This is a genomic window from Burkholderia sp. NLJ2, from assembly GCF_049487195.1.
GTDB classification, from domain to species: Bacteria; Pseudomonadota; Gammaproteobacteria; order Burkholderiales; family Burkholderiaceae; genus Burkholderia; species Burkholderia pyrrocinia.
On sequence record NZ_CP137810.1, the window covers coordinates 2848880 to 2862946 of the forward strand.

At 67.8% G+C, this 14067-nt stretch carries 13 protein-coding genes; 9 read left to right on the forward strand and 4 right to left on the reverse strand.

The window, feature by feature from the left end; translation table 11 throughout:
• Nucleotides 1-28: 28 nt before the first annotated feature.
• Together R9B84_RS35280 and R9B84_RS35285 are read right to left on the reverse strand one after the other, a co-directional pair.
• Nucleotides 29-850: an IclR family transcriptional regulator gene (locus R9B84_RS35280; RefSeq protein ID WP_423761984.1), complete on the reverse strand. Its 822-nt coding sequence runs from the start codon at nt 848-850 to the stop codon at nt 29-31.
• A 111-nt stretch (nt 851-961) separates the two neighbouring features.
• Nucleotides 962-1264, reverse strand: a complete 303-nt coding sequence (locus tag R9B84_RS35285) for a hypothetical protein (protein ID WP_423761985.1) — start codon at nt 1262-1264, stop codon at nt 962-964.
• Between the two features lie 247 nt (nt 1265-1511).
• Between R9B84_RS35285 and R9B84_RS35290 the strand changes: the two genes are divergently transcribed.
• Entirely contained in the window at nt 1512-2360 is an 849-nt protein-coding gene (locus R9B84_RS35290; RefSeq protein ID WP_423761986.1) for an ureidoglycolate lyase, read from the forward strand.
• Between the two features lie 147 nt (nt 2361-2507).
• Here R9B84_RS35290 and R9B84_RS35295 read toward each other — a convergent pair whose 3' ends face one another.
• Entirely contained in the window at nt 2508-2891 is a 384-nt protein-coding gene (locus R9B84_RS35295; protein WP_423761987.1) for a VOC family protein, read from the reverse strand.
• 256 nt (nt 2892-3147) lie between these two features.
• On the opposite strand from R9B84_RS35295, the gene R9B84_RS35300 reads away from it, so the two are divergent.
• Nucleotides 3148-3795 carry a CGNR zinc finger domain-containing protein gene (locus tag R9B84_RS35300; protein ID WP_423761988.1) on the forward strand — a complete coding sequence of 216 codons (648 nt, stop codon included), beginning with the start codon at nt 3148-3150 and terminating at the stop codon, nt 3793-3795.
• Between the two features lie 48 nt (nt 3796-3843).
• Here the strand turns inward: R9B84_RS35300 and prpR are convergent, their stop codons facing one another.
• Nucleotides 3844-5826, reverse strand: a complete 1983-nt coding sequence (prpR, locus tag R9B84_RS35305) for a propionate catabolism operon regulatory protein PrpR (RefSeq protein ID WP_423761989.1) — start codon at nt 5824-5826, stop codon at nt 3844-3846.
• A gap of 170 nt (nt 5827-5996) precedes the next feature.
• On the opposite strand from prpR, the gene prpB reads away from it, so the two are divergent.
• The 7 genes from prpB (at nt 5997) to R9B84_RS35340 (ending at nt 14047) form a co-directional block, all read left to right on the forward strand.
• Nucleotides 5997-6890, forward strand: a complete 894-nt coding sequence (gene prpB, locus R9B84_RS35310; protein WP_047902226.1) for a methylisocitrate lyase — start codon at nt 5997-5999, stop codon at nt 6888-6890.
• Between the two features lie 204 nt (nt 6891-7094).
• Nucleotides 7095-8267 carry a bifunctional 2-methylcitrate synthase/citrate synthase gene (prpC, locus tag R9B84_RS35315; RefSeq protein ID WP_423761990.1) on the forward strand — a complete coding sequence of 391 codons (1173 nt, stop codon included), beginning with the start codon at nt 7095-7097 and terminating at the stop codon, nt 8265-8267.
• An 84-nt stretch (nt 8268-8351) separates the two neighbouring features.
• Nucleotides 8352-10946, forward strand: coding sequence for a Fe/S-dependent 2-methylisocitrate dehydratase AcnD (acnD, locus tag R9B84_RS35320; RefSeq protein WP_423763545.1), 2595 nt, complete (start codon nt 8352-8354; stop codon nt 10944-10946).
• 24 nt (nt 10947-10970) lie between these two features.
• Nucleotides 10971-12164 (forward strand): 2-methylaconitate cis-trans isomerase PrpF, encoded by a 1194-nt coding sequence (gene prpF, locus R9B84_RS35325; RefSeq protein WP_423761991.1) that lies wholly within the window; start codon nt 10971-10973, stop codon nt 12162-12164.
• 192 nt (nt 12165-12356) lie between these two features.
• Nucleotides 12357-13409 carry a CaiB/BaiF CoA transferase family protein gene (locus R9B84_RS35330; RefSeq protein WP_423761992.1) on the forward strand — a complete coding sequence of 351 codons (1053 nt, stop codon included), beginning with the start codon at nt 12357-12359 and terminating at the stop codon, nt 13407-13409.
• A 118-nt stretch (nt 13410-13527) separates the two neighbouring features.
• On the forward strand, nt 13528-13776 hold the full coding sequence (locus R9B84_RS35335) for a type II toxin-antitoxin system Phd/YefM family antitoxin (protein ID WP_047902230.1): 249 nt from the start codon (nt 13528-13530) through the stop codon (nt 13774-13776).
• Nucleotides 13766-14047, forward strand: a complete 282-nt coding sequence (locus tag R9B84_RS35340; protein WP_423761993.1) for a type II toxin-antitoxin system RelE family toxin — start codon at nt 13766-13768, stop codon at nt 14045-14047. The genes R9B84_RS35335 and R9B84_RS35340 overlap by 11 nt, the downstream gene beginning before the upstream one ends.
• Nucleotides 14048-14067 lie beyond the last annotated feature (20 nt).

Here is a 14067-nt window from a genome sequence, read left to right on the forward strand (position 1 = left end):
CCCCGGTGCGCTTCGTCGAACTCGCGCGTCAGCAGGTCTCGGTGCGGCCCATCGACAGATGGGCGGTCGTGTCGCGCAGCCCTTCTGCGACGACATCGACGGACGGCGCCGCGTGCGCGTCGATCCGGCGCATGTACGGGCAGGTCAGCACCGCGATCGCATGGCCGGACGGCCCGAGGATCGGCGCGGTCAGGTCGGTCACGCCGTACGCCTGGCGGCTGTCCTGACGCAGGTAGCCATCCTGCCGGATGGACTGGCACGCATACGTGAGTTCCTGCTCGTTCAGCGGCGCTTCACCCTTGACCTTGCGATGCTCGGCCAGCATGTGCGCGCGCTGCTCGAGGCCCTGGAACGACAGCATCACGCGCCCCGACGCCGTATCGGCCAGCCCGACACGCGAGCCGAGCCGGACCGACACGCCCCACGGGCCGGGCCCGTCGACCTGCGCGATCACGAGCAGGTTGCCGCGATCGTAGACGGACAAGTGGCAGGACTGTTCGGCGGCATCGGCGAAGCGCTGCATGGGCGGCAATGCCTCGGCAATCAGCCGGCTCATCGGCGGATGCCGGTGCGCGAGCGCGAACAGCTTGAGGCTGAGCGTGTAGCGGTCGCCGCCGGTCGAGCGCATCACGTAGCGGCGCGCGACGAGGCGTTCGAGCATCCGGTAGATTTCGCTCGCGTTGCGGCCGAGTTCCTTCGTGATTTCGGTGCGGGTGAGTCCTTCTTTCTGCTCGGACAGGAGTTCGAGTATGTCGAGGCCCTTGTCGAGCGCGGGTGCGCGATAGCGGTCGATGGCGGCCATCGATTCCCGTGCGTCGCTGCCGGGAAGCGGGTCGTTGGTTGTCTGCATTTTGGGTGTGGGGTTGGGGATTACCGTCGATCGGTTGGCGACGCACGCTGGCCGGTTCTGCACGCGCATAAGTCGGGCCCGCGTATGGCGATGAAAGCCATTCGTACGAGCTTAGCAATAAACAAACAGTGTGCAATTCAGCGTCTTTTTACCGATCATTACCGGACAAGAACGGATTGGCAAACGTTTCAGATGACAGGGGCACCCCGAATAGCCAGTATTCATGCCCCGATGGCAGGCGATGCCGGCATGCGCGGCGGATCGCGCTGCGCGGGTGCGTCCGATGTTGCGCCGCAGCGTCTGCGGGCGCACCAATAGTCGGTATCCGTCGCGCGTCATTTCACGGCGCGCGGCCGATGGTACAAAGGCTTGCGGGCCAGCGACGGTGCGGCCGCGCGTGAAGTCGGCCGGCATCGGCCGGCACGCGTCGCGGGTGCCGGGCCGTCGTCGCCGATGCGCAGACCGGCGGCCGCCCGTTCGATGCGCGCCGTGCTTCCGTGCGGCGCCGCGATCGCTGCGCCCGCGCGACCCTCGCGCGTCGGCGGCATGCCGGATGCGGCGCCGACGCGCGCAATCGACGATCGACAATCAGTCCGGCGTGCGGCCGCGAATGGCCGCGTCGCCGGTATCCTGTCCCATCCGACAACAGAGGTTGACCACGATGAAACTGCTTCGCTATGGCCCATCCGGCCAGGAAAAGCCCGGTATGCTCGACACGGCCGGCCGGATTCGCGACCTGTCCGCGCACGTGCCGGATCTTGCCGGCGATGTGCTGTCCGACGCGGGTCTCGCGCGGCTGCGCGCGATCGATCCGGCGACGCTGCCGCTCGTGTCCGGCGAGCCGCGCATCGGCGCGTGCGTCGGGCACGTCGGCAAGTTCATCGGCATCGGCCTGAACTATGCCGATCACGCGGCCGAAGCCGGCATGCCGGTGCCGAAGGAACCGGTCGTGTTCGGCAAGTGGACGAGTTCGATCTGCGGCCCGAACGACGGCATCGACATCCCGAAGGGTTCGGTCAAGACCGACTGGGAAGTCGAACTGGGCGTCGTGATCGGCGCGCGGTGCAAGGACGTCGACGAAGCAAGTGCGCTCGATTACGTCGCGGGCTATTGCGTCGTCAACGATGTGTCCGAGCGCGAGTGGCAGATCGAGCGCGGCGGCCAGTGGGACAAGGGCAAGGGTTTCGACACGTTCGGCCCGATCGGTCCGTGGCTCGTCACGCGCGACGAAGTGCCCGATCCGCAGCGTCTCGACCTGTGGCTCGAAGTCGACGGCCATCGTTATCAGAACGGCAACACGCGCACGATGGTGTTCACCGTCGCGCAGTTGATTGCCTATCTGTCGACCTGCATGACGCTGCAGCCGGGCGACGTGATCACGACCGGCACGCCGCCGGGCGTCGGCATGGGCATCAAGCCGTTGCCCATTTTCCTGAAGGCCGGCCAGATGGTGCGCCTGGGGATCGACGGGCTCGGCGAGCAGTTGCAGCACACGCGCGGCGCACAGTAACCGCACGAGCGTCGATTCCGTTGAGCGACCGCTGCAGGCGGTCGCCGGAAACCGGACGCCGAAACCAACGTATCAAAACCAGGGGCCCGATTCCGCGCGACGCGGAATCGGGCCCTTGCCGTTTGTACGCGGTTGACGCGGGCGCGATCACACGACGTTGTCGAGTTCGCAATGCGCTTCCAGCCGATACCCGTCGGGATCGACGACGAACGCCGCGTAGTAGCCGGGGCCGTAGTGCTCGCGCTTGCCGGGCCCGCCGTTGTCCTGGCCGCCGTGCTCGAGCGCGGCGCGGTAGAACGCGTCGACCTCGACGGGCGACGCGGCCTTGAACGACAGGTGCAGCCCCGATTCGGGATCGGCGGCGACCGGGCGGGCAGCGTGCTGCAACCACAGCTTCGGTTCGGTCGTGCCGTACCCGATGGATCCGTCGTCGCTATACAGCCGCTTGTAGCCGAGCGCGCCGAGCGTGCTGTCGTAGAACGCGCGGCTGCGGCCGATGTGGGCAACGCCAAAGGAAAGGTGATCGATCATCTGTGGCTCCTTGAACTGAAGGGGGAACGTCAGAGCAGCAAACCTGTTTACAACCACCAAGCCAGCCGCTTGTAGCGAAGCGCGCCGAGCGTGTTGTCGTAGAACCTGCGGCTGCGGTTGGTGTGGACAACGTCGCAGGAAAATCGATCGATCACCTGTGGCTCCATGAACTGAACAGGGGACGTCAGAGCGGCAAACCTGTTTATAACTACCATGCCGGTTATGTTAGAAAGCGTCCGGACGCTTGTCAACCGGCATGGTGGTTAGATACGATTGCGTCATGAGCAAAACGCAACCTTCCGTCACGATGGACTGCCTGATTCCGACGCCGCCCGAAACCCTGAGCATCGATTTCGCGAACACGCTGTACTGGCGTGGCAGCGACCCGCCGACCGAAACCTTCGGCACGCTGGACGACCTGTTCGCGTGGTGCCGCGAGCAGGCGGGCGTGCCGGCCGGCCTGGCCGACGCGTGCCGCGCACAAGAGAAGGAGACGGGGGACGAGCCGGCGATGCTGGCGCGTGCGCTCGCGTTGCGCGAGGCGCTGTATCGGCTCTTTCATGCGCAGGCCGAGCGGCGCGAGCCGCAGGCCGACGATCTCGCGCTGCTCGGAGGCTTCCTGGCGGAGGCGTCGCCGCGCGTCGCGCTGGCGCGCGTCGACGGCGGTTATGCGTGGCGGATCGGGGAAGCGGGCGCAACGCTCGCGGGGTTGCTGAGCCCGGTGCTGTGGTCGGCGATCGACCTGCTCGGCGGCGCGCGGCTCGCGAAGGTCAAGCGGTGCGCGAACGATGCATGCCAGTGGCTGTTCATCGACGACAGCAAGAACGGCAGTCGCCGCTGGTGCTCGATGTCGTCATGCGGCAATCGCGCGAAGGCATACCGCCACTATCACAAGGCCGACTGACAAGCCCGTTCAGGCACGCGCATACGGGCGTGTCGAACCCGAACCTGCCTATTTCGCCGACAACTTCCGCCACAGCGTCGTCTTGCTGATGCCGAGCATCGCGCATGCGCGGTCGCGGTCGCCGCCGCACGCGTCGAGCACCGCGCGGATCTCGTCGGCTTCCGCGCGGCGGCGGCGCGCGTGCAGCGTCTGCGTATCGTCGGTATCGGCTGCGTCGGGCGACGCCGCGAACAGCTCGGGCGCGATCGCCTGCAGCGCGTCGGGATCGAGCGCGGCGCACGCGGCGGCGGGATCGTTTTCATCGGCTTCCTCGGCGAGTTCCACCGCGATGCGCTCGATCACGTTCTGCAGTTCCCGCACGTTGCCGGGCCACCGGTAGCGCGCGAGCGTTGCCTGCGTCGCGCCGAGCACGCGCGCGGCATCGCCTGCGTCGCGCAGGCGCTCCGCGAGGCGCGGCTCGCGCCGCGCGGCCTGCACGAGCAGCGTCGCCGCGAGCGCGGGGATGTCGGCCGCGCGCTCGCGCAGCGGCGGCAGGCCGACGTTCAGGATGTTGAGCCGGTAATAGAGATCCGCGCGGAACGTGCCGGCCTCGACGGCCGCGAGCAGCGGGCGGTGCGTCGCGGCGATCACGCGCACGTCGATGCGGATCGGCTCGGTCGAGCCGAGGCGGATCACCTCGCGCTCCTGCAGCACGCGCAGCAGCCGGCTCTGCAGCGACGGCGGCATCTCGCCGATCTCGTCGAGAAACAGCGTGCCGCGGTGCGCGGCCTCGAACAGGCCGGTCTTGCCGCCGCGCCGCGCGCCGGTGAACGCGCCCTCCTCATAGCCGAACAGCTCGCTCTCGAGCAGCGCTTCCGGAAACGCGCCGCAATTGACCGCGACGAACGGGTAGCTGCGCCGCGCGGACAGCGCGTGCAGGCTTTGCGCGATCATTTCCTTGCCGGTGCCGCTTTCGCCGAGCACGAGCACGGTCGCGTCGGATTTCGCGTAGCGGCGCACGAGGTCGCGCACGCGCGCCATCGGCGCCGATGCGCCGATCACGTCGTCGAGCGCATAGCGCGCCGCGAACTGCTGCGTGGTCGGCTGCGAACGCAATGCGCGGTCGAGCCGTTCGACCGCGCGCGATTCCTGGAACGTCAGCACGCTGCCCGACGTCACGCCGCGATCGACGAGCGGCCCGCGATGCACGACGTAGCGCACGCCGCGCACGGTCGCGAGCGCGTCGCCGTCCTCGCCGCGCAGCGTGCGCAGCTCGGGCCGCAGGTCGACGAGCGCGCGGCCGACGGCCGCCGCGGGTTCGACCCCGAGCGCCGACGCGAGCCGCTCGTTGATCGCCTCGACGCGGCCACGCGCGTCGAGCGCGACCACGCCGTCGCGCAGGTGTTGCAGCAGGTTATCGAGCCGCTGGCGGCGGAACGCCTCGGCGTGCGTCGCATACGCGACTTCGAGCGCCGTATCGACGGCCTTGCGCACCGACGCATGCGAATACAGGAACACCGCGCCCATGCCGACGCTGGCCGCGAGGTCGGTAACGAGGCCGGGGCCGACGATCGTCTCGATGCCGCGGTCGCGCAGGTCGTGCACGCAGGCTTCCGCTTCCTGCGCGGACTGATATGACGCAAACTGCACGTCGAGGCCGTACGCGGCGACGAAGCGGCGCACTTCGGGCGGCGTTTCTCCGGCGCTGACGAGCGCGATCCGCGACGCGTCGCGCCGGGCGCGCGCGAGCGCCTGCATCACATCGAAGCCGGTCGGCGACACGACCACGACCGGCACCTGTGCACGCGTCTTCAGGAAGGCGCCGTTCGAGCCGGCCGCGACGATCACGTCGGGCCGCGCGGCGCCGGCCTCGGCGATCGCGCTGAGCGCATCCTCATACGCGCGCGTCACGATGCGCACGTCGGCGCGTTCGTCGAATTCGCCGGCGATCTCGCGAAAGAGTTCGCGCAGGCGGCTGATGCCCATCGCCCAGATGCGCGGGCGTGCCGCGCGATCGGCCGGGCCGGCAGGCTTGGTCGAGGAGAGGTCCATGGCGATCGATTATGCGCGCGGGATTTCATTTTTGAAACACGAAATTGCCGAATTGAAATCGCCGGGCGCTGCGTCGCCTGCGCCGGGTGCTTAAGAATCAGTGGGTTAGCGACGTTTCGCGAGCTGGCCCGGTCCTTGCTGTTATCGGGCATTCCTTCAGGAGGCCGTTCATGAGCAACACGCATCTTCAGAGCGCCGGCGCGAAATTCCGCGCGGCAGTCGCGGCCGAGCAGCCGCTGCAGGTGGTCGGCGCGATCACCGCATACGCAGCCAAGATGGCGCAGGCCGTCGGCTTCAAGGCCGTGTACCTGTCGGGCGGCGGCGTCGCCGCGAATTCGCTCGGGATCCCCGACCTCGGCATCAGCACGATGGAAGACGTGCTGATCGACGCGAACCGGATCACCAACGCAACCGACCTGCCGCTGCTCGTCGACATCGATACGGGCTGGGGCGGCGCATTCAACATCGCGCGCACGGTCCGCTCGTTCATCAAGGCCGGCGTCGCGGCCGTGCACATGGAAGACCAGGTCGGCCAGAAGCGTTGCGGCCACCGTCCGGGCAAGGAAGTCGTGCCGACCGAGGAAATGGTCGACCGCATCAAGGCCGCAGTCGATGCGCGTACCGACGAGCAGTTCGTGATCATGGCGCGCACCGATGCGGCCGCCGCCGAAGGGATCGATTCGGCGATCGAGCGCGCGGTCGCGTACGTCGAAGCCGGCGCGGACATGATCTTCCCGGAAGCGATGAAGACGCTCGACGACTATCGCCGTTTCAAGGCGGCCGTGAAGGTGCCGATCCTCGCGAACCTGACCGAGTTCGGCTCGACGCCGCTGTTCACGCTCGACGAACTGCGCGAGGCGAACGTCGACATCGCGCTGTACTGCTGCGGCGCGTATCGCGCGATGAACAAGGCCGCGCTGAACTTCTACGAGACGCTGCGCCGCGACGGCACGCAGAAGGCAGCCGTGCCGACGATGCAGACGCGCGCCGAGCTGTACGACTTCCTCGGCTATCACGAATACGAACGCAAGCTCGACGAGCTGTTCGCGCAGGGCAAGAAGTAACGCGGCCCGCGCGCCGGGACACGATTCCCGGGACGCTCTGCATGGGACCGGACTAAGCGCCAAAGCGCCAAGTCCGGTCGACAGCTCTGCATGGGACCGGACTAAGCGCTAAAGCGCCAAGTCCGGTCGACAGCTCTGCATGGGACCGGACTAAGCGCTAAAGCGCCAAGTCCGGTCGACACCTACATATTGGAGAACGGAAACATGAGCGAGACGAAAGACGCAGCAGCACCGGCCGCCGCAGGCGCATTCAAGCCGAAGAAGTCGGTGGCGCTGTCGGGCGTGACGGCCGGCAACACGGCGCTGTGCACGGTCGGCAAGACCGGCAACGACCTGCACTACCGCGGCTACGACATTCTCGACGTCGCCGAATCGTGCGAATTCGAGGAAATCGCGCACCTGCTCGTGCACGGCACGCTGCCGAACCTGACCGAACTGGCCGCGTACAAGACCAAGCTGCGCGCGCTGCGCGGCCTGCCGAGCGCGCTGAAGGCGGCGCTCGAGCAGATCCCGGCGTCCGCGCACCCGATGGACGTGATGCGCACGGGCGTGTCGGTGCTCGGCACCGTGCTGCCGGAGAAGGACGACCACAACCTGCCGGGCGCGCGCGATATCGCCGACCGCCTGATGGCATCGCTCGGCTCGATGCTGCTGTACTGGTATCACTTCTCGCACAACGGCAAGCGCATCGAGACGGAAACCGACGACGATTCGATCGGCGGCCACTTCCTGCACCTGCTGCACGGCAAGACGCCGTCGAAGTCGTGGGTCGAGGCGATGCACACGTCGCTGATCCTGTACGCGGAGCACGAATTCAACGCGTCGACGTTCACCGGCCGCGTGATCGCGGGCACGGGCTCGGACATCTACTCGGCGATCACCGGCGCGATCGGCGCGCTGCGCGGGCCGAAGCACGGCGGCGCGAACGAAGTCGCGTATGAAATCCAGAGCCGCTACAGCTCGCCGGACGACGCCGAAGCCGACATCCGCCGCCGCGTCGAGAACAAGGAAGTCGTGATCGGCTTCGGCCACCCGGTCTACACGATCTCCGATCCGCGCAACAAGGTGATCAAGGGCGTCGCGCACAAGCTGTCGAAGGAAGCGGGCGACACGAAGCTGTACAACATAGCCGAGCGCCTCGAGTCGGTGATGTGGGACGCGAAGAAGATGTTCCCGAACCTCGACTGGTTCAGCGCGGTGTCGTATCACATGATGGGCGTGCCGACCGCGATGTTCACGCCGCTGTTCGTGATCTCGCGCACGTCGGGCTGGAGCGCACACATCATGGAGCAGCGCATCGACAACAAGATCATCCGCCCGAGCGCGAACTACACGGGCCCGGAAGACCTGCAGTTCGTGCCGATCGAGAAGCGTTGATCGCCAGCAGCGCGCGATGGCCGATGCATGTCGGATGCACGGCCGCCGCGCGCTGAACGTCCTACCCAGTTTGCCCCCCACATGATGAATACCGCCAACCGCAAACCCCTGCCCGGCACGTCGCTGGACTATTTCGACGCACGCGCCGCGGTCGAAGCGATCGCGCCCGGCGCCTACGACACGCTGCCGTACACGTCGCGCGTGCTCGCCGAAAACCTCGTGCGCCGCTGCGATCCGGCGCTCCTCGCCGAGTCGCTGAAGCAGATCATCGAGCGCAAGCGCGAACGCGACTTCCCGTGGTTCCCGGCGCGCGTGGTGTGTCACGACATCCTCGGGCAGACGGCGCTCGTCGATCTCGCCGGCCTGCGCGACGCGATCGCGGACGGCGGCGGCGACCCGGCGAAAGTGAACCCGGTCGTGCCCGTGCAGTTGATCGTCGATCACTCGCTCGCCGTCGAATGCGGCGGCTTCGATCCGGACGCGTTCGCGAAGAACCGCGCGATCGAGGATCGCCGCAACGAGGATCGCTTCCACTTCATCGAGTGGACGAAGAAGGCGTTCGAGAACGTCGACGTGATCCCGCCGGGCAACGGCATCATGCACCAGATCAACCTCGAGAAAATGTCGCCGGTGATCCAGGCGCAGGACGGCGTCGCGTATCCGGATACCTGCGTCGGCACCGACAGCCACACGCCGCACGTCGACGCGCTCGGCGTGATCGCGATCGGCGTCGGCGGGCTCGAAGCCGAGAACGTGATGCTCGGCCGCGCGTCGTGGATGCGCCTGCCCGACATCGTCGGCGTCGAGCTGACCGGCAAGCGCCAGCCCGGCATCACCGCGACCGACATCGTGCTCGCGCTGACCGAGTTCCTGCGCAAGGAAAAGGTGGTCGGCGCGTACCTGGAATTCCGCGGTGCGGGCGCGGCGAGCCTCACGCTCGGCGATCGCGCGACGATCTCGAACATGGCGCCCGAATACGGCGCGACGGCCGCGATGTTCTTCATCGACGGCCAGACGACCGACTACCTGCGCCTCACCGGCCGCAGCGACGAGCAGGTGAAGCTCGTCGAGACCTATGCGAAGACGGCGGGCCTGTGGGCCGATACGCTGAACGATGCGCAATACGAGCGCACGCTGACGTTCGACCTGTCGAGCGTCGTGCGCAACATGGCCGGCCCGTCGAACCCGCACAAGCGGCTGCCGACGTCCGATCTCGCCGCGCGCGGGATCGCCGGCCAGTGGGAAGAAAAGGCGGGCGAGATGCCCGACGGCGCGGTGATCATCGCCGCGATCACGAGCTGCACGAACACCAGCAACCCGCGCAACGTGATCGCGGCAGCCTTGCTCGCGCGCAACGCGAACGCGCGCGGCCTCGTGCGCAAGCCGTGGGTGAAGAGCTCGCTTGCGCCGGGCTCGAAGGCGGTCGAGCTGTACCTGGAAGAAGCGAACCTGCTGCCGGAACTCGAAAAACTCGGCTTCGGCATCGTCGCGTTCGCGTGCACGACCTGCAACGGGATGTCGGGCGCGCTCGACCCGAAGATCCAGCAGGAGATCGTCGATCGCGACCTGTACGCGACGGCCGTGCTGTCCGGCAACCGCAACTTCGACGGCCGCATCCACCCGTATGCGAAGCAGGCGTTCCTCGCGTCGCCGCCGCTCGTCGTCGCGTATGCGATCGCCGGCACGATCCGCTTCGACATCGAGAAGGACGTGCTCGGCCACGACCAGGACGGCAAGCCGGTCACGCTGAAGGACATCTGGCCCACCGACGACGAGATCGATGCGATCGTCGCGTCGAGCGTGAAGCCCGAGCAGTTCCGCAAGGTCTACGAGCCGATGTTCGCGCGTAGCGCCGATGCGGGCGAGCGCGCGGCGCCGCTGTACGACTGGCGCGCGCAGAGCACGTATATCCGCCGTCCGCCGTACTGGGAAGGCGCGCTGGCCGGCGAACGCACGCTGCAGGGGATGCGCCCGCTCGCGGTGCTCGGCGACAACATCACGACCGACCACCTGTCGCCGTCGAACGCGATCCTGCTGGACAGCGCGGCCGGCGAATACCTCGCGAAGATGGGCCTGCCGGAAGAGGACTTCAACTCGTACGCGACGCACCGGGGCGACCACCTGACCGCGCAGCGCGCAACCTTCGCGAACCCGACGCTGATCAACGAGATGGCGGTCGTCGACGGCGCGGTGAAGAAGGGCTCGCTCGCGCGCGTCGAGCCGGAAGGCACGGTCATGCGGATGTGGGAAGCGATCGAGACGTACATGAATCGCAAGCAGCCGCTGATCGTTGTCGCCGGCGCCGACTACGGCCAGGGCTCGTCGCGCGACTGGGCCGCGAAGGGCGTGCGGCTCGCGGGCGTCGAGGCGATCGCCGCCGAAGGGTTCGAGCGGATCCACCGCACGAACCTGATCGGGATGGGCGTGCTGCCGCTCGAGTTCAAGCCCGGCACGAACCGGACGACGCTCGGCATCGACGGCACCGAGACCTTCGACGTGATCGGCGAGCGCACGCCGCGTGCGGACCTGACGCTCGTGATTCACCGCAGGAACGGCGAGCGCGTCGAGGTGCCGATGACGTGCCGGCTCGATACGGCCGAGGAAGTGTCGATCTACGAAGCCGGCGGCGTGCTGCAGCGCTTCGCGCAGGACTTCCTCGAATCGTCGCAGGCGGCCTGACAGGGTTACATCGAGAACACAGACATGGCTCACATTCCTCAAATCAGGATTCCCGCGACCTATATCCGCGGCGGCACCAGCAAGGGCGTGTTCTTCCGGCTGCAGGACCTGCCCGATGCGGCGCAGGCGCCGGGCGCCGCGCGCGACGCGCTGCTGCTGCGCGTGATCGGCAGCCCCGATCCGTACGGCAAGCAGATCGACGGGATGGGCGGCGCGACGTCGTCCACCAGCAAGACGGTGATCGTGTCGAAGAGCACGCGGCCCGGCCACGACGTCGACTACCTGTTCGGTCAGGTCGCGATCGACAAGGCGTTCGTCGACTGGACCGGCAACTGCGGCAACCTGTCGGCGGCGGTCGGCCCGTTCGCGATCGGCGGCGGGCTCGTCGATCCGGCGCGCGTGCCGCGCGACGGTGTCGCGACCGTGCGGATCTGGCAGGCGAACATCGGCAAGACGATCGTCGCGCATGTGCCGGTCACGAACGGCGCGGTGCAGGAGACGGGCGACTTCGAGCTGGACGGCGTCACGTTCCCGGCCGCCGAAGTGCAGCTCGAATTCATGGACCCGGCTGCCGAGGAAGACGGCGCGGGCGGGTCGATGTTCCCGACCGGCAACCTCGTCGACGATCTCGCGGTGCCGGGCGTCGGCACACTGAAGGCGACGATGATCAATGCGGGGATCCCGACGATCTTCGTCGAGGCGGAGGCGATCGGCTACACGGGCACCGAGCTGCAGGACGCGATCAACGGCGACGCGAAGGCGCTCGAGAAGTTCGAGACGATCCGCGCGCACGGCGCGCTGCGCATGGGGTTGATCGATACGCTCGACGAAATCGCGACGCGGCAGCACACGCCGAAGATCGCGTTCGTCGCGAAGCCGGCCGATTACGTCGCATCGAGCGGCAAGCGCGTGAGTGCGGGCGACGTCGACCTGCTGGTGCGCGCGATGTCGATGGGCAAGCTGCACCACGCGATGATGGGCACGGCGGCGGTCGCGATCGGCACGGCCGCGGCGATCCCCGGCACGCTCGTCAATCTGGCGGCGGGCGGCGGCGAACGCAACGCGGTGCGCTTCGGGCATCCGTCGGGCACGCTGCGCGTCGGCGCGGAAGCGCAGCAGCAGGAGAACGGCGAGTGGACCGTCACGAAGGCGATCATGAGCCGCAGCGCACGCGTGCTGATGGAAGGCTGGGTGCGGGTGCCGGGCGACGCGTTCTGACGCGTGCCGGTTCCGGCGTGCCAACCGGTATGCGCGCTGGTTACCCCGATCCCTGCGAAGCACGCGCTAACGCGCTAACGCGGGTCGACCGCCGTGGGGATGGAGTAAGCGCTGAAGCGCTAACTCCATCCAGCCACGCCATGGGACCCGCGTAAGCGCTGAAGCGCTAACGCGGGTCGACAGGAGAATCGCATGTCGCTTGAGGCGCCGCTTTCCGGCATCCACATCGTCGAATTCGAAGGTCTCGGCCCCGGCCCGCTCGCGGGCTGGATGCTCGCCGGGATGGGCGCGCGGACCACGCTGATCGCGCGCCCGTCCGGCCGCACGAGCGCGCCGGACGCGCTGCGGGGCCGCGACGGCGACCTGCTGCGCGAAGGCAAGACGGTCGTCGAACTCGACCTGAAGGCGCCTGCCGGCCGCGACGCGGCGCTCGAACTGATCGCGCAGACCGACGCGCTGATCGAGGGGCTACGGCCCGGCGTGATGGAGCGGCTCGGCCTCGGGCCCGAAGATTGCGCGCGCCGCAACCCGACGCTCGTGTACGGGCGGATGACCGGCTGGGGCCAGCACGGCGCGCTCGCGGCCGCGGCCGGGCACGACCTGAACTACGTCGCGCTGACGGGGCTGCTGTCGCTATCGGCGCCGAACGACGGCCGGCCGGGCCTGCCGCCGACCGTCGTCGGCGATGCGGGCGGCGCGCTCGGGCTCGCGTTCGGGATCGTCTGCGCGCTGTTCGACGTGCGCGGCGGCGGGCCAGGGCGCGTGGTCGACGGCGCGATCGTCGACATCGTGTCGATGCTCGGTTCGCTTGCGCTATGGGCGCGTGCGAACGGGCAACTCGACGGCGCGCAGCCGAGCCTCTTTCACGACGCGCCGTTCTACGACGTGTATCGCTGCGCAGACGGCGAATGCGTGACGATCGGCGCGCTCGAACCGCCGTTCTATGCGCTGCTGGTCGAACGGCTCGGGCTCACCGACGTCGATCCGGCGTCGCAGTACGACCGCGCGCACTGGCCCGCGCTGAAGGCGCGTTTCGCCGACGTGTTCGCGCAGCAGCCGTCCGCGCACTGGCGCGCGCTGCTGGAGGGCACCGACGCGTGTTTCGCACCGGTATTGAGCGTGGCCGACGCGGCGCGGCATCCGCACAACGCGGCGCGCGGGATCTACCGTACCGACGAGAACGGCAACGTGCGGGCGCGCGTGGCGCCGCGGTTCCTGCCGTTGGCGGGCGGTGGGGCTGAGTAGGTGTGTCGAACTTCACGGCTCGAGAGCGAATTCGGTATCGCCTGCATAGCACCCGAAATCATACTGAATATGGTGCTAAATAAAGTACAATAGAAATTCGATCGAAGAAGGAGCGGACATGCCCCACACCATCCTGGCCAGCGTGACGGCGAGCGTCTCGGAGTTGAAGCGGAACCCGATGGGAACCGTGGCGGCGGGAGAGGGCTTCCCGGTCGCGATTCTGAATCACAACGAACCCGCGTTCTATTGCATCCCGGCGAAGACATGGGAGGCGATGGTCGAACGTCTCGAAGATATCGAAGACAACGCGCTGGCCGACTCGCGCGCCAAGGAGAAAGCTGTCAAGGTCAAGCTGAATGACCTTTGAGCTCGCCTTTCTCGAAGCTGCGTTGAAGGAGTGGAAGAGGCTCGATCGCACCGTTCGTGATCAGTTCAAGGCCAGGCTCGCCGAACGGCTCGAGAATCCTCGCATTCCATCGGCGAAGCTGCACGGTCATCCGGACCGCTACAAGATCAAGCTGCGCAGTGTCGGCTATCGCCTCGTGTACGAAGTGCGCGAGGCGGAGGTCGTCGTGCTGGTTGTCGCGGTGGGGCGTCGCGAGCACGATGCGGTCTATCTCGCTGCGATGAAGCGCTAGCGCGACACGCGCTGCGTGTT